A 14,842-nucleotide genomic window follows, 5' to 3' on the forward strand; every position below is an offset into this window, starting at 1 on the left:
CCTTTAGCAATCAACGCCGCAATAAGCGGACAAAGTAGTTGGCTACACTTGTTGAGGAACGAAACAGAGTCAACTATTTTTGTTCCGTTTAATTGCCTTGTTGAACGAAGCCGCTCCGCGGCAGAGCAAAACGTAAAAGCACCATACTTCTTGTTACTCCATCACTCGATGGTAAACAAAGGAGTTACGACTTTGAACACCAACGAACTTGCTCGATACAACACGCTCTATAAACAACACCTTACCAACCTTAAACTGCAAGGTAAACGGCCTGCCACCATGGATGCCTATTCTCGTGCGGTGCGCCGCATCAGCCACTTCTTTGATTGCAGCCCCGATTCACTTACCACTTCTCAGCTCAAGCAGTACTTTGCTCGTCTGATTGAAACTCACTCCTGGAGTACCGTTAAGCTCGACCGCAACGGCTTACAGTTTTTCTATCGCTATACCCTAGACAAGCAGTGGGAGTGGCTAAACATCGTCAGGCCACCTCGCACTAAAAAATTACCCGATGTCATCCCGGCCCCTCAGGTCGCACTGCTCATCACCATGACTCGCCAGCGCCGCTATCAGGTCTTTTTCCTGACGTTATATTCTATGGGGCTTCGACTCGGTGAGGCGCTTAACCTGACCGTTCAAGATATTGATGCACACTCAATGCAAGTGCACATTCGAGACGGTAAAGGAGGCAAAGGCCAATCTGCACTGGAGTACTTGTCACGATACCTGTATCGAGGGGTACTCCCTGACCAAAACATCGTGAGCGTTGAAAATGATACCGTGACCTTCCGCTACCGAGAAAGCAAAACCAAACAGTGGACGACGCGAACACTGCCTACCCTTCAATTCTTGCTACTTGTCTTGCAGCACACATTACCAAAGGGCTTACAACGTGTACGAAACTACGGCTTTTTAAGAGGGCAAGCACGACATATCCTGAGCCGTATTCAATGGTTACTGGTTGGCGATAGCCTTCATAAACTCTTATTCACACTGCCAAAAAAGAGCAAAGCAGTACGTGTCTGTCCCTGCTGTCAGCATGAGATGGGGTGCGTTGGGATCACGCGACCGATATAGCCGAAAGGCTGAGACAATAAGGATAATGATGATAACTTAAGAAAGGAGAAGCGATACCAAAAAGCCAAGTAAATAAACGCTAACCTGCTGATAAGATGTCACTTTAGGTCTTATCACGACAGCGTTCGCCTTGAGGAAAGTATCAAGGCGTGACTACCTGAGCCGCCAATCGCACAATTTACTTATATAGAGACAACGGGCTTGTTCAACACTCGGGATTTAACGCTGGCTGGCGCAGCGCTTAATCCTTATTTGTTAAACGTTTACCTGATATTTTAGATCTGCAACTTCATCACCAGTGATCCCACGAAAACCCCAGCAGTGTTTCGGTTGCTCTTTTATTGTAATTTCAACGTCAATTGGCTTAATACCAAGATCGGACTCGATATTTGAGAATAGGCTTTTTATCAGGGCCTTTTTCGTTTCGATTTGACGCCCTTCCATCATGTTAATTTCAATGACTAAATAAGCATCGCTTCGACCACTTGGATAATAGAAATTTTCTTTATCCAATGGTATAAACCTATGAACACGCTTGTCTTCAGGCATTCCCAACACCGATTTCATTGATTTATGAATAGAGTCTGAGAGTCTCGCTTTTATCGGGTTTAGATTTTCTTTTATTCCATATATGACGATCATCGTGATTTCCTCGTAAACGTATAACGAATGACATGGATTCCCCTCCCGAGGATCTGCCACAGCTATGTAGCACTTAACTACACCGGAGGCACCACCACTGATTATTCTTATTTCTGCGGTATCGATCTAGCTAAAAAACCACTTTAGTCTTCATGCTGTTGACCAAAATAGTAAGGTCATTCTTCACAAATCAGCAACCCGCTCTAAACTACTGTTTAGTAGTGGTAACGACACGAAATTATTGTTATCGCTTGATCATCGACTGCGTAAACAAGCCTATTAGTGTCATCAATACGACGAGACCAAAAACCGGATAAGTTCTCTTTTAACGGCTCTGGTTTACCGATACCCTCAAATGGAGAGCGCTTAACATCACTGATGAGTTTATTGATGCGCTTTAGTGTTTTCTTGTCTTGAGTTTGCCAATATAGATAGTCATCCCAAGCGTCATCAGTCCACGACAGTAGACGCTGACTACTACTCATCAATTAACTCTCGTGCTGTTGTTTTACCAGCACGGTACTGTGTTATCGAACGGTTTAAGTGTTCAGCATTTTGAGGAGAGCGTAGTAAGTGCACTGTCTCCATAAGGCTATTGTAGTAGTCTAAAGACATGACCACAGCATCTTCAGAATCACGGCGTGTAATAACTGTTGTATCAGCGTCATTAACTACACCGTCCAAAACAGCTTTAAGACCGTTTCTAGCTTCAGTAAAAGATACGATTCTCATAAGAACCTCCACATGTACATTTAATCGAACAAGTATAGCCCCCACCACTCTACTTGTACACTATATTGAACATGTGATGTTAATAGGGCAACTAACGAATGACATGGATTCCCCCTCCCGAGCATCTACCACTGTTATGTAGTACCCAACTCCACCGGAGGCACCATGTCTGAATATTCTTATTTCTGCAGTATCGACTTAGCTAAAAACCACTTTAGTCTTCATGCTGTTGACCAAAATGGTGAAGTCATTCTTCATAAATCAGTTACCCGCTCTAAACTACTGACTACCTCAGCAAATATGCCACTCATGCGTATAGATGTTGAACCGTGTGTTGGTGCACATTATGGGGCAAGAACACTCAATAAACTGGGACACGATACCCGTATTATGGCCGTTAAATATGTGTTCCCATATCGAACTAAAGGAAAGAACGACCTGACTGACGCTGTCGCTATTTTCGAAGCAGTACAGCGCCCTTCCACTCACTTCGTACCCGTTAAATCTCCTAAGCAACAAGCCATATTGTCAGTGCATAGAATGAAAGAGCATTGGGTTCGCGAGCGTACCGCGCTTATGAACCGCATGCGTGCCTTGCTTTCTGAGTTTGGGCTAGTCATACCGGTCGTTCTTCATTGATGTTGAAAATGATACCGTGACCTTCCGCTACCGAGAAAGCAAAACCAAACAGTGGACGACGCGAACACTGCCCACCCTTCAATTCTTGCTACTTGTCTTGCAGCACACATTACCAAAAGGCTTACAACGTGTACGAGACTACGGCTTCTTAAGAGGGCAAGCACGACATACCCTGAGCCGTATTCAATGGTTACTGGTGGGCGATAGCCTTCAAAAAGTCTTATTCACACTGGCAAAAAAGAGCAAAGCAGTACGTGTCTGTCCATGCTGTCAGCATGAGATGGGGTGCGTTGGGATCACACGACCGAGATAGCCGAAAGGCTGAGATAATAAGGATAATGATGATAACTTGAGAAAGGAAAAACGACACCAAAAAGCCAAGTAAATAAACGCTAACCTGCTGATAAGATGTCACTTTAGGTCTTATCACGACAGCGTTCGCCTTGAGGAAAGTATCAAGGCGTGACTACCTGAGCCGACAATCGCACAATTTACTTATAGAGAGACAACGGGCTTGTTCAACACTCGGGATTTAACGCTGGCTGGCGCAGCGCTTGATCCTTATTTGTTAGTTGCACGCTCCATAGACCAGTGCTAACATTTGTACACACAACAAAGGAGCATACAATGGATACTCGAATTCAATTCCGTGTTGATGAAGAAACAAAGCGATTAGCCCAGCAAATGGCAGAAAGCCAAGGCCGTACTCTGAGCGATGCTTGCCGTGAGCTCACCGAGCAACTTGCTGAACAGCAGAGAAAAACATTATCTCACGACTCTTGGTTAACAAACCAAGTGAACTTGGCATTTGATAAATACGATTCAGGGAAGTCGGCTTTCGTTGATGATGTTTCTGCAAAATCTCAGATGGAGATTCGAAAAGCCAGAATTCGTAGCCGAGGAAAGCAATGATTCTGTGGGAAGAAGAATCTCTAAACGATCGCGAGAAGATCTTTGAATTTCTCTTTGACTTCAACCCAGAAGCTGCGGAAAAGACTGATGAACTCATTGAAGCTAAAGTGAAGAACCTTGCAGAGCAACCGCTAATGGGTGTTCAACGAGATGGTTTCAGAGGAAGGCTACTCATTATTCCTGAGATTTCAATGATAGTTTCATACTGGATAGAAGGTGACATCATCCGCATTATGAGAGTTTTACACCAGAAACAAAAATTCCCTAATGATTGATGCTTGCTCAGTGCAACTAACGCTAAGCTATAGCGAGTTCGGTACGCGTTCGCCTTGAGAAAAGTATCAAGGCGTGACCACCTGAGCCGACAATCGCACAATTTACTTATATAGAGACAACGGGCTTGTTCAACACTCGGGATTTAACGCTGGCTGACGCAGCGCTTAATCTTTATTTGTTAGCCGTTTAGTTTGAAGTGTGGTGGTGAGCTACATTTTCAAGCCTTTCAGCCAACCAAATCTTGATGATTGACTGTCTTGTAACACCTACTCGACTAGCTTCACGGTCTAATGACTCTAACATCCATGCTGGGAAGTCAACATTGGCTCGTTTCTGTTTTTGCATTGGACGCTTAACTTTAGATAAATCTAGATCACCTAAAATGTCATCGTCACTTTCAAACTTGGCATCAAACTCATGCGCTTTCATATAAGTTTACCTCCGCTTTGCGTGAGTGTCTGACTGAAATGATCCGAATATTTAACCCACGATATGTAATGACACCAGACCAGTGCTTGCCATTGAGCATACCGATGACTAAATATCTAGGCTCATCGCTCGTTCTTACAGGGTTCTCTATAAGATTAGAGTCGCTCCACAAACCTTGAACTGTATAGAAATCAACTCCATGCTTCTCAAAGTTTGACCTGCTTTTGTTTTCATCAGATTCAAATTTAACAATGAGTAAAAATTACACCCTTTTTACTCATTTAGAAAATTGTACATTAGTTGAAAATTTTGGGAATGGCTAACGCCTTTGATAATCGGCGCGTCTTTTTGCTAGGGTAACGTAATTGATTAACTTGTTATAGCTCTGCGATGTGCGACAGGGTTTCTGGGTGGCGCTGTACCAACTTTAGAAGGGTGACAGCTTGTCCATTTGGAGCACTACGCCCCTGCTCCCAATTTTCCAACGTTCGCGATGATGTATGTAGTAAACGAGCAAATACACCACGAGACATATTAAACTGCTCACGAATGCTTACAATTTCATCAGGTGAGATATCTAGCTCACTGATGTCATTAACTTGATGAGTTTTCAGAGTTACCTTACCCTCTGAATACTCCTTGGCTTCAACAAGTGCTGAACTTAGTTCTGCAAATAGATCACGATTGCTCATTGTGCCACGCCTCCATAAAAGCCTTTAACTGTTTCTTTTGATCTGAGGTTAAGTCTGACATTTCATTTTTGCCGTAAATGGTCAACAAATAAAAACGACGCTTTTCATCGAAGAAGTAATAGATAACACGTGAACCACCACGCTTGCCCTTACCTTTACTTGCAACTCGAATCTTTCGCAAACCACCTGTACCTTGAATTACGTCACCTTGCTTTGGTTTCGACATAAGTTCAGCTTGGAACAGCCGAAACTCCTCGTCACTGAGGTATTCATTTCGGTACTTTTCAAATATGGTTGATTCAACAAATACACTTTCCATAAGCAAAGTGTACGCAATTAACGTATGGATGGCAAACTGTACGTAAATAACGTAGCAATTGCATTTGGGAATGCGGCTCTGATCAGAGCTATACGAATGACATGGATTCCCCCTCCCGAGGATCTGCCACACTTATGTGGTACTTAACTACACCGGAGGTACCATGTATGATTATTCTTATTTCTGCGGTATTGACCTAGCTAAAAACCACTTTAGTCGTCATGCTGTTGACCAAAATGGTAAGGTCATTCTTCATAAATCAGTAACCCGCTCTAAACTACTGACTACCTTAGCAAATATGCCACTCATGCGTATAGATGTTGAACCGTGTCGTGGTGCACATTATTGGGCAAGAACACTCAATAAACTGGGACACGATACCCGTACCAAAAGACATCATCATGTCGCACCATAGTCGGCAAATAGTTCTGTAAAAGATGATCATCACTATTAGTGAACGCCTGCAACGCCTACCCTTCAATTCTTGCTACTTGTCTTACAGCACACATTACCAAAGGGCTTACAACGTGTTCGAGACTACGGCTTTTTAAGAGGGCAAGCACGACATATCCTGAGCCGTATTCAATGGTTACTGGTTGGCGATAGCCTTCAAAAATTATTATTCACACTGGCAAAAAAGAGCAAAGCAGTACGTGCTTGTCCCTGCTGTCAGCATGAGATGGGTAATCCCCCCATTAATAACAGCGCTTATTCGTAGAATTTAGGCTGCAACTTTTAGTGGTGGATATCCTCCATTTGCTGAGTGTGGTCGTTGATAATTGTAAAACCACAGCCACTGGGTGGCACGCTCTTGAACCTCTTCTATGCTATCGAACAAGTATTTGCTCACCAAGCCAAATCTCACTGTGCGATTGAAACGTTCGATATAGGCGTTTTGCTGTGGGTTACCAGGCTGAATATAATCAATCCTAATGTCATGATCTTTTGCCCATTTTATAAAAACGTGGCTGATGAATTCAGGCCCATTATCGCAACGAATAGCGACAGGCTTTGAGCGCTGCTCAATTAGCTGATCGAGGATACGTGTTACTCGAGCTGCGGGCAGTGAAAAATCAGGCTCGGCTGCGAGTCCCTCGCGCTTGTAGTCATCAATAACATTGAACAGTCGATATTTTCGTCCATCTGATAACTGGTCATGCATGAAATCAACAGACCAAACTTGATTGGGCTTAATAGGCTCTTTGAGTGGCTCAGGCGTGTTTCTGTTCAGGCGACGCTTAGGTTTGATGCGTAGGTTTAACGATAACTCGCAATAGATTCGATACACACGCTTGTGATTCCATTTGTAACCTTTAACGTTGCGGAAATGGTGAAAGCACAACCCAAAGCCCCAGTCCGCACAGTCTTCGTTTTGACACAGCTCCACCAACAACCGAGCAATGCGCTCATTCTCAGGCTGGAGCTTCGACACATAACGATAGCATGTCTCACTGATTTGAAACCAACGGCAGGCCTGCCTGATACTGATGTGCTGCTTCGCCACTGAATGCTGAGCCATTAAACGACGCTCACAGGGCTTCACCACTTTTTTGCCATAGCCTCAGAAATGACTTCTGCTTTTAAACGTTCCTCAGCATACATTTTCTTTAGCCGCCGATTTTCATCTTCCAGTTCTTTCATACGAGTCATGAGTGAGGCATCCATTCCACCGTATTTAGAGCGCCACTTATAGAATGTTGCGGTGCTCATTCCATGCTCTCGACAGAGCTCTTGGATGGGCGTTCCAGCCTCTGCCTGTTTTAAGATCGCTAAGATCTGACTGTCCGTGTAACGTGATTTTTTCATGTTGAATCTCCTGTATTAACTATACGAGAAAATTCTACTTTTGCCTGCGGTTACTTTTCGGGAGGATTACCATACCACCTTAAACACAAAACGCAACGCATAGTAAAAATGCCACGCGTTGCGAATCACTCTTAAACAGTTTGTTAGAAATTTGAGTGCGCATTCACTAAATCAATAAGCAGCAAATCAAGCAAGCTAGACAACCATTTCACTTCTACTTCTTCTTTGGTATTCGAAGTTAGGCGAAAACTTGAGTCGACTTTCTCAGCATGAACAGACTTATTACGCACAAAATACATATACTTAATACACAAAGTTGCCGTTAGGTGTGAATTATTAAGTGTCTTGTTTTCAATATGATGATTGAGGTGTGCTTCTACATCGTTATAAAGACCTTTATCTTTTAAGAACTTTTCTCGTACTGTCAAAGTACTCTGATTGATCTCAGCTAAACGATGATCCTCATTGGCAATGATAAAGTTCTTAAAATTTTCTGTTTGTTTTAAAGTGGCAAAGTTATTGTGAATAAACTTAACCCAACGAACTTTCTCTCTAATTCCAGTTGCCGTTAGTTTACTTACCACATCAAAAGTCAGAGGATAAAGCTCAGGGTGATTTATCAAATGATTTCGAACAAACACCTGACGCTTGAACTCATTATCTTCATTTGAAACTTGTCGATACAGGGCATTGAAAGACTTCCACTTCCTTTCAAAAGAGTCATAAGGACTCTCTGAGCAAAAGGACTTTACTAAATGAGTTAAGGCAATTAAATATGAATGCCCCTTTGGGCTTTCTTCGAAAATGACCTCTAATTCATTAGCTTCTAACTTTTTCAAAAGTGAAAGGTCATCATCACTTTCAACGATCTGATTAATATCGTTACTTTTAACAACTAACTTGTCTTTAATGACAGTATCATAAATATAATTAGTTTGAATATTTGTGATTTTGTTAGCTTTCCCTACACAACAGTAGTAGTAGACCAATGATTTAATGATTTGTGTATATAGGGCACTATTGTGGTTATCGAAGATCCCTTTGATATCAACCTTATTACTTCTATCAGCAACGATCTCGATTTTGTCATCGGTAATCGTCAGCTCGTCCTTGTAAGACTTAGAAAAAGGATAAGGAACCTTTCCAACAAATAGCGAATTCTTCTCTTCAGATGAGAACTCAATCGTAATTACATATCTATGCTTTCTAGCCATTTACACCATATTCCAAATAAAATTTCTAACGCCTACTTAAGCGGACAAAAATTGTTGGCTATAATTGTGTAGCGGAGCGAAACAGCCAACTGTTTTTGTTCCGTTTAAAGTTCTTGTTAGCTGTATTTCTATAAATCCTGCCACCTTTCCCGAACCTTAGTGTCTATACAGAGGCTGTACTCGAAACCTAGATCGCTTTCTCGAGTAACTACGAAGCCTAATTTCTTATGAAAATTATTAGACAGTTTATTATTTCGATATACGTTGCTAATTAATTTTTCAACTTTTTGAGCTGTGATGAAGTTCTTTAACTGAGAGAAGAGAGATAGAAACACAACTTTATTTCGGTAGTCTGGATGAACCACAAACATTGGAATAAACCATGCTGCATCGTTTAATTGTCGTAAGGTAAAGTATCCTTGAAGAACCCCTGATTTACGACATTCAAACAGCAAGCCCGATTCTTTAGCAACTTGCAACGACGCTTGATAATGACTCACATCGATTGGCTTTCCTGCCTCATTCGATAGATCTGAGAGTGTAAGTAGATCTAATTCAATGTACTCGTCCATGTGTCCTCGTAATACTTTTTACAGCTAACGCCTTGCTAACAAGCGACAACGCGATGCCACTTAACTTGAATATTGTGCCATAAACAAGGGGCTGAAATTGCGACTGAAGTCGCCAAGCGTTAGGAGTCTTTGTTAAGCAACTTGTTAGGCATTTGTTCAAGTTGCCAATAGCCTACAGAAATTTCACGCTCAAACTTAAAACCTATATTGCTAAACTCACCAACTTTGTTGAAGCCCAATGATTCGTGCAACGCGATACTCGATGGATTGGGTAGGGCAATGACGCCCATAACATTTCTGATTTCTTGTTTATATAAGCGATTAAGTAAGTTTGTATATAGTCTACGCCCATTGCCTTTACCTGAAGCTTGAGGGTCTAGATAAATTGTTGATTCAACAGTAAAACGATAGGCTGTTCGAGAATTCCAAGGGCTGGCATAGGCGTAGCCGATGATCTTACTATCACCCTCTAACACTATCCACGGAAACCCAGAACCTAACAGAGTTTCAATGCGTTCTTTCATTTGGTTAACTGAAACTGTGGACTCTTCAAAGGTGATCGTGGATTCAGTTATATAGTGATTGTAGATATTAGCTATTTCATTAGCGTCTGATATCTCAGCAATTCTAATTTTCATACACCATCCTTGATGCCTAACAGCTTATTAGTGGGAACGCCGACTAACTCTGATTCCCGCTTTGCAGTCACGTCGCTTCCTATTAACTCCAACACTAACATTTTAAGGGCATGAAAAATAAGAGTAAACGCAACTTACTGCAATATTTTCGAGAACTATCGCATGGAAAATCAGTCGCGACTGATTTTCCATTCGATATGCCACCAGCTGCCTATATGGCACTTAACAATACATCGTTAGGAAAACTTTGGTCAAACGTTCTGCGATGACGTTAAGGACTAGATTGCACTAAATGGAAATGAGGTTGCAACGCGCTTTCACGTCAAGGATATTGGAATATTAAAGTAGATGAAAAACCACACGCCATTGCCAAAAAACAATCTACATGTATTGGAAATAAATTACGATGGTTCGCAAGCCTAGTATTAGGTTTGGTTCAGTATAGAAAGGTGTGCTTTTAGTAAAAGCTAGATGGGTGAAGGCCCCAGCCACATCCCGGCACACAAGTCGCCCGCCTTGGCTGCTTCCTTCCGGACCTGACCAGGTAAACGAGGTATTGTTGCGGGAGGACCAGGGCCCTCATAGAGGTCTTGACTTTCTCATCAAGAGCGAGGGGATTATCTGCTATCCCCTGCTCTATTGCAACTAAATGATGAGTGAATTTGTTTCGTCGCTAACTGTTTGCGCGAAAAGTGCACGAACCGTTAATCGCTCAGGCGCAAAATGTAGTCACATATCCATGCTGCGGCGAGTGTGACCATCCAAATCAGTAGGATGAGACTGCTGCTGGCAATGTCTTGCGCGCTAATAAAGGTGGAGAATGCCACTGTCGGCAATGTCCAACTAAGCAATGTAGACCATTTGATTTTTGACTCGCCGGGTTGTTGCTTGCGAGATGGGAAGGTCGATACCGAATGGATCATCGCCACCAGCGATAAAGCCACCAACAGTGCGACGCCTTCGCCTTGGGTCAGTAAAATCCCACCAAATGCCAGCGCCCACCAGTGCCTGCTATCGCCGTATGTGGCTTTGTCTTGTTTTGCTTGTCGGGAGGATAACCATACCATGGTTACAGCGGCAATTTGCATTAAGGTAGCGTACATCGCACCCGAGATGGTCCCTGTCCATTGGCAATAAAGGACGGCACTTTCCATGATGAGCATGGTGATGATTAACCAAGAGCGAGCGACCCAGGTGCTGCGCTTGCAAAAAGCGACCAGCAACAACGGGAACAGTATCCAAGTACTGATAGAAAGTTCTACCGGCTGAACCGAGACTGTGAGACCATAAAACAGCAGTGCAGTCGCCAGTAACACATTCGATTTTGAGACCGAACTCATTAGCCAGATAATGGGTATTATAAAGGTCAATAGTGGTAGGTCGCCGCCACTCACTTGCAGTGCGCGCGCGCATATTATCGACAAACCAGCAGTGACGAAGAATTGGAGCGTTGTCAAAAGCATAACTGCCTCCTTATAGTTATTGTTTGATGTTTGTAGCTCGTTTTCCATTATTTTGTAACAACTTGTACAGTATGAATGATTTTGACATGCAAATCTTTGCGGTAATTCACCAAATACCATACGGAAAGGTCTCAACTTATGGAGACATCGCACATTTTGGAGGTTTTAAGGGATATGCGCGCCAAGTTGGTCGCTTGCTCAAAAATCTACCAGAAGGCTCGACTTTGCCTTGGCACAGAGTCATTAATGGTAAAGGTGAAATATCGCTAAAGGGTGAGGATTACCAACGGCAACGTGAAAAACTAGAAGTGGAAGGGGTAATTTTTAACCAACAGGGGAGAATTTCGCTTAAACGTTATCGGTGGCAAGGGTAGTAGGCACTCTCGCCACCATAAATAGTTATTTCGCGCTTTTAAGGATCGCCTCCACGTAATCCGTGGATTCTGGATCGTTAATGACGCCTATATGATAGTCGTTAATAAACAGCAGACGCTCGCCATCGACAATCTTTATCCTCAAACCATAGCGATGATTGTCAATAATCTGCTCGCTGTCGTAAGGTAAGGTAAAAGCCAGTGGCACTTGCTTACCGAGGGTTGGCAGTTCAACTTCCGAGAGTACTTTTGCGGGCGCATCGGCCAATGAGACGTCTTCAAGCTTGACGTTCAATACTGCGGTATCGGGTAAGGCAATGCGTTCGCGATACATGACTTTGCCAGAAATAACGGACTGTTCACGGCTTGCACCCTTATCCATCGCTTGCATCTCATTAGATTGGCAACCACTTAACCCAATGGCCATAACACCAAGACCTATACTCATCCATCGCTTAATCACTGTACCACTCTCCCACAAAATTGGTCGCTAAACGTCATTCCAGTATAGTGTTCACTTGTAAGTCTGTCTGCTTCCTAGTATTTTTTAACCGTAACTTGACGGAGGTCAGATGAGCAAACCATTAACCGAACTGCTGGATCTTTTGCAGCTAGAAAAGATTGAAGACAAATTGTTTCGCGGAAACAGCGAACATTTGGGCTTGCCACAAGTGTATGGTGGACAAGTGCTTGGACAAGCACTTTCTGCGGCGCGCTATACCGTGCCGAGCGATCGCTTTGTCCACTCCTTCCACTCGTATTTTTTATACCCAGGTGACGCGAGCAAACCGATCATCTATGACGTTGAAAACTTACGTGACGGCGGCAGCTTTAGTACGCGTAGAGTCAAAGCCATCCAGAATGGCCGCTCAATCTTCTACCTGACGGCCTCTTATCACGGCGAAAAAGAAGGATTTAGTCACCAAAACACAATGCCTGATGTACCTGGGCCAGACACACTGAAATCGGAAGGCGAGCTTGCGGCGCAAATAGCGCACTTGCTTCCAGAAAGTGTGACCCGAGTGTTTGGTGGTGAAAAGCCCATTATTGTTAAGCCGGTTACGGTGATCAACCCGCTTAAACCTCGAGAAGCCGAGCCCAAGCAATACTTGTGGATCAAAGCCAATGGTGACTTGCCACAAAATCAGCTGATCCATCAATACTTGCTGGCGTATGCCTCAGACTGGGGATTTTTGGTCACTGCATTGCATCCGCATAAAGTGACGTTGATGACCCCTAAATTCCAAGTCGCGACGATCGACCATTCGATGTGGTTCCACCGCCCATTCAAGTTTGACGACTGGTTGCTGTATTCCATTGAAAGCCCCACTGCAGGTAATGAACGTGGGTTAGTCCGTGGAGAAATATTTAATCAAAGTGGTGAATTAGTCGCTACAGCGGTCCAAGAAGGCGTGATGCGATTTGCTCCGTCGAAGTAACCTAATAACTTTACGCTTATAAGGGCCGCATGGCCCTTTTTTCATTTTGTTATTTGCAACAATGAGTTAGCAGGCTAGACTAAACCCATAAACGGGCAAAAAACACCCTAGTTGTAACCTACTTATTCTCAGTTTAATACGGCCGAATTTCACGGCACAAGGATGACTCTATGATTTATATTCAGTTTGGTCTCTATTTAGTGGCCATGCTCGCCATTGGTTATTACTCGATGAAAAAGACGCAGAATAACCAAGACTACATTATTGGGGGGCGAAGCTTAGGCCCTGCAACTACCGCCATTAGTGCGGGTGCGTCTGATATGAGCGGCTGGTTGCTGCTTGGTTTACCCGGTGCGGTGTTTGCCAGCGGCTTGGTTGAAGGGGTCTGGATTGCGACAGGTTTGACGCTTGGCGCTTATCTTAACTGGCTTATTGTGGCACCTCGCTTGCGTGCAAGCAGTGAGAAAGTAAACGCTGTTACTCTGCCCTCCATTTTGTCTAAGCGATTTGATGACAATACCAATATCATCAAGTTTGTTTCGACTGCCGTCATCCTCTTTTTCTTTACTCTTTATGTGGCGTCGGGTCTAAAAGGTGGAACCTTACTGTTTGCTCACAGCTTTGGCTCAACCGAAGAAACGGCCTTGTACATCACCGCGTTTGTGGTGGTCTCTTATACCTTCCTCGGTGGCTATTTAGCGGTATGTTGGACTGATCTGGTACAAGGTCTTTTGATGCTAGCTGCACTGGCGTTTTGTTTATTGTTTGGTTACTTTGCCATTGCCGATTCTGGCGTTGTGATCAGTGAGGTAAACCCTAATGCCTTTAAATTCTCGACCAGCTTCATTACTGCCGCGTCGTTGATGGCTTGGGGACTTGGCTACTTTGGTCAGCCACACATTTTAGCTCGTTTTATTGGTATTAAAGACGTCGCTAGTATTGGCAAAGCGCGCCGCATTGGTATTACGTGGATGGTGATTACTTTGGTGCTGTCTATCTCCATCGCATTAGTCGGTATTGGTTACGACGCAGCTTACGGTTTGCCGGATCTAAGCGGTGAAGGCGCTAATCCTGAGCGTGTATTTCTAGCACTTACCGATGCGTTATTCCACCCTGTATTCTCTGGATTCATTTTAGCGGCGGTACTGGCGGCCGTTATGTCTACTGCCGATTCGCAGTTACTGGTGTTAACGTCATCGCTCACCGAAGATTTACCGTTTTTCAAACATCATTCTGAGAAAAGTCGTGCCATGATCAGCCGCTTTGGCGTGGTTGGTTTTGCGGTGCTTGCACTTATTATTGCGGCCAACGATGACGGCTCGATTCTGTCTATGGTGGGTTATGCGTGGGGCGGCTTTGGGGCGGCCTTTGGTCCACTGATGATTTTGGCGCTGTGCTGGAAAGAAACCACCAAGTGGGGCGCATTGGCTGGAATGATTGTTGGCTCACTCACCATCTATGTGGTGAAGAACTTCATCTCTATTGAAGGAGAATACTTCTACGAACTGATGCCTGCCTTTGCGCTAGCGTTTATCGCCATAGTGTTGGTCAGTAAAGTGACGGCGAAACCATCGACGGAAACACTTAAAAAGTTCGACCTCGCTTAATCGGCGTATCG

19 protein-coding genes, 1 other RNA gene and 5 pseudogenes are annotated in these 14,842 nt (G+C 43.8%); 11 read left to right on the forward strand and 14 right to left on the reverse strand.

Features of this window, described 5'->3' with window-relative positions; genetic code table 11:
- Positions 1 to 192: 192 nt before the first annotated feature.
- Positions 193 to 1,077 (forward strand): transposase, encoded by an 885-nt coding sequence (locus ST37_RS20115; protein ID WP_197687464.1) that lies wholly within the window; start codon positions 193 to 195, stop codon positions 1,075 to 1,077.
- A 255-nt stretch (positions 1,078 to 1,332) separates the two neighbouring features.
- On the opposite strand, the gene ST37_RS09670 is transcribed toward ST37_RS20115, so the two are convergent.
- The gene (locus ST37_RS09670) at positions 1,333 to 1,719 is read right to left on the reverse strand and encodes a tautomerase family protein (RefSeq protein WP_084885788.1); all 387 of its coding nucleotides are present in this window, start codon (positions 1,717 to 1,719) and stop codon (positions 1,333 to 1,335) included.
- A gap of 27 nt (positions 1,720 to 1,746) precedes the next feature.
- Here ST37_RS09670 and ST37_RS19815 point away from each other — a divergent pair.
- A pseudogene (locus ST37_RS19815) lies at positions 1,747 to 1,933 on the forward strand (hypothetical protein); the annotation flags it as partial.
- 1 nt (position 1,934) lies between these two features.
- Here the strand turns inward: ST37_RS19815 and ST37_RS09675 are convergent.
- Entirely contained in the window at positions 1,935 to 2,204 is a 270-nt protein-coding gene (locus ST37_RS09675; RefSeq protein ID WP_084885789.1) for a Txe/YoeB family addiction module toxin, read from the reverse strand.
- Positions 2,197 to 2,451: a type II toxin-antitoxin system prevent-host-death family antitoxin gene (locus tag ST37_RS09680; protein WP_084885790.1), complete on the reverse strand. Its 255-nt coding sequence runs from the start codon at positions 2,449 to 2,451 to the stop codon at positions 2,197 to 2,199. Before ST37_RS09680 ends, ST37_RS09675 begins: the two co-directional genes overlap by 8 nt.
- Before the next feature lie 165 nt (positions 2,452 to 2,616).
- Between ST37_RS09680 and ST37_RS09685 the strand changes: the two are divergent.
- The 4 genes and pseudogenes from ST37_RS09685 to ST37_RS09700 form a co-directional block, all read left to right on the forward strand.
- Positions 2,617 to 3,078: pseudogene (locus ST37_RS09685) on the forward strand (transposase); the annotation flags it as partial.
- A 19-nt stretch (positions 3,079 to 3,097) separates the two neighbouring features.
- Positions 3,098 to 3,403: pseudogene (locus ST37_RS09690) on the forward strand (transposase); the annotation flags it as partial.
- A 314-nt stretch (positions 3,404 to 3,717) separates the two neighbouring features.
- Positions 3,718 to 4,002, forward strand: coding sequence for a type II toxin-antitoxin system RelB/DinJ family antitoxin (locus ST37_RS09695; RefSeq protein WP_084885793.1), 285 nt, complete (start codon positions 3,718 to 3,720; stop codon positions 4,000 to 4,002).
- Positions 3,999 to 4,277: a type II toxin-antitoxin system RelE/ParE family toxin gene (locus ST37_RS09700; protein ID WP_084885795.1), complete on the forward strand. Its 279-nt coding sequence runs from the start codon at positions 3,999 to 4,001 to the stop codon at positions 4,275 to 4,277. The genes ST37_RS09695 and ST37_RS09700 overlap by 4 nt, the downstream gene beginning before the upstream one ends.
- Positions 4,278 to 4,464: 187 nt before the next feature.
- Here the strand turns inward: ST37_RS09700 and ST37_RS09705 are convergent, their stop codons facing one another.
- From ST37_RS09705 to ST37_RS09720, 4 genes are all read right to left on the reverse strand, one after another.
- Positions 4,465 to 4,707 (reverse strand): CopG family transcriptional regulator, encoded by a 243-nt coding sequence (locus ST37_RS09705; RefSeq protein ID WP_084885796.1) that lies wholly within the window; start codon positions 4,705 to 4,707, stop codon positions 4,465 to 4,467.
- A complete protein-coding gene (locus tag ST37_RS09710) occupies positions 4,694 to 4,960 on the reverse strand; it encodes a BrnT family toxin (protein ID WP_084885798.1) in 267 nt (88 codons plus the stop codon). Before ST37_RS09710 ends, ST37_RS09705 begins: the two co-directional genes overlap by 14 nt.
- Before the next feature lie 124 nt (positions 4,961 to 5,084).
- The gene (locus ST37_RS09715; RefSeq protein ID WP_084885799.1) at positions 5,085 to 5,399 is read right to left on the reverse strand and encodes a DNA-binding transcriptional regulator; all 315 of its coding nucleotides are present in this window, start codon (positions 5,397 to 5,399) and stop codon (positions 5,085 to 5,087) included.
- Complete coding sequence (locus ST37_RS09720; RefSeq protein WP_084885801.1) at positions 5,386 to 5,718, reverse strand: type II toxin-antitoxin system RelE/ParE family toxin; 333 nt, start codon at positions 5,716 to 5,718, stop codon at positions 5,386 to 5,388. Before ST37_RS09720 ends, ST37_RS09715 begins: the two co-directional genes overlap by 14 nt.
- 163 nt (positions 5,719 to 5,881) lie before the next feature.
- Here ST37_RS09720 and ST37_RS09725 point away from each other — a divergent pair.
- Together ST37_RS09725 and ST37_RS20265 are read left to right on the forward strand one after the other, a co-directional pair.
- Positions 5,882 to 6,097, forward strand: a pseudogene (locus ST37_RS09725) (IS110 family transposase); the annotation flags it as partial.
- Between the two features lie 90 nt (positions 6,098 to 6,187).
- Positions 6,188 to 6,436: pseudogene (locus tag ST37_RS20265) on the forward strand (hypothetical protein); the annotation flags it as partial.
- A gap of 3 nt (positions 6,437 to 6,439) precedes the next feature.
- Here ST37_RS20265 and ST37_RS09730 read toward each other — a convergent pair.
- The 6 genes from ST37_RS09730 to ST37_RS09755 form a co-directional block, all read right to left on the reverse strand.
- A protein-coding gene (locus ST37_RS09730) for an IS3 family transposase (RefSeq protein ID WP_143698176.1) occupies positions 6,440 to 7,524 on the reverse strand; the annotation gives its coding sequence in 2 pieces (ribosomal slippage) (positions 6,440 to 7,272 and positions 7,272 to 7,524; 1,086 coding nt in all).
- A 143-nt stretch (positions 7,525 to 7,667) separates the two neighbouring features.
- Complete coding sequence (locus ST37_RS09735) at positions 7,668 to 8,738, reverse strand: hypothetical protein (protein WP_084885803.1); 1,071 nt, start codon at positions 8,736 to 8,738, stop codon at positions 7,668 to 7,670.
- A gap of 128 nt (positions 8,739 to 8,866) precedes the next feature.
- The gene (locus ST37_RS09740) at positions 8,867 to 9,310 is read right to left on the reverse strand and encodes a GNAT family N-acetyltransferase (RefSeq protein ID WP_084885804.1); all 444 of its coding nucleotides are present in this window, start codon (positions 9,308 to 9,310) and stop codon (positions 8,867 to 8,869) included.
- A gap of 119 nt (positions 9,311 to 9,429) precedes the next feature.
- Entirely contained in the window at positions 9,430 to 9,948 is a 519-nt protein-coding gene (locus ST37_RS09745; protein ID WP_084885806.1) for a GNAT family N-acetyltransferase, read from the reverse strand.
- Positions 9,949 to 10,427: 479 nt separating this feature from the next.
- Positions 10,428 to 10,524, reverse strand: an RNA gene (gene ffs, locus ST37_RS09750) — signal recognition particle sRNA small type.
- A gap of 128 nt (positions 10,525 to 10,652) precedes the next feature.
- On the reverse strand, positions 10,653 to 11,411 hold the full coding sequence (locus ST37_RS09755) for a hypothetical protein (protein WP_084885807.1): 759 nt from the start codon (positions 11,409 to 11,411) through the stop codon (positions 10,653 to 10,655).
- 71 nt (positions 11,412 to 11,482) lie between these two features.
- On the opposite strand from ST37_RS09755, the gene ST37_RS09760 reads away from it, so the two are divergent.
- Entirely contained in the window at positions 11,483 to 11,785 is a 303-nt protein-coding gene (locus ST37_RS09760; protein ID WP_084886633.1) for an MGMT family protein, read from the forward strand.
- Positions 11,786 to 11,810: 25 nt separating this feature from the next.
- On the opposite strand, the gene ST37_RS09765 is transcribed toward ST37_RS09760, so the two are convergent.
- Entirely contained in the window at positions 11,811 to 12,245 is a 435-nt protein-coding gene (locus tag ST37_RS09765; protein ID WP_242426282.1) for a YbaY family lipoprotein, read from the reverse strand.
- Positions 12,246 to 12,357: 112 nt separating this feature from the next.
- On the opposite strand from ST37_RS09765, the gene tesB reads away from it, so the two are divergent.
- Together tesB and putP are read left to right on the forward strand one after the other, a co-directional pair.
- Positions 12,358 to 13,224: an acyl-CoA thioesterase II gene (gene tesB, locus ST37_RS09770; RefSeq protein WP_084885811.1), complete on the forward strand. Its 867-nt coding sequence runs from the start codon at positions 12,358 to 12,360 to the stop codon at positions 13,222 to 13,224.
- 170 nt (positions 13,225 to 13,394) lie between these two features.
- Positions 13,395 to 14,831 (forward strand): sodium/proline symporter PutP, encoded by a 1,437-nt coding sequence (gene putP / locus ST37_RS09775; protein ID WP_084885812.1) that lies wholly within the window; start codon positions 13,395 to 13,397, stop codon positions 14,829 to 14,831.
- Positions 14,832 to 14,842 lie beyond the last annotated feature (11 nt).

The organism is Vibrio sp. qd031 (assembly GCF_002100145.1).
GTDB lineage: Bacteria > Pseudomonadota > Gammaproteobacteria > Enterobacterales > Vibrionaceae > Vibrio.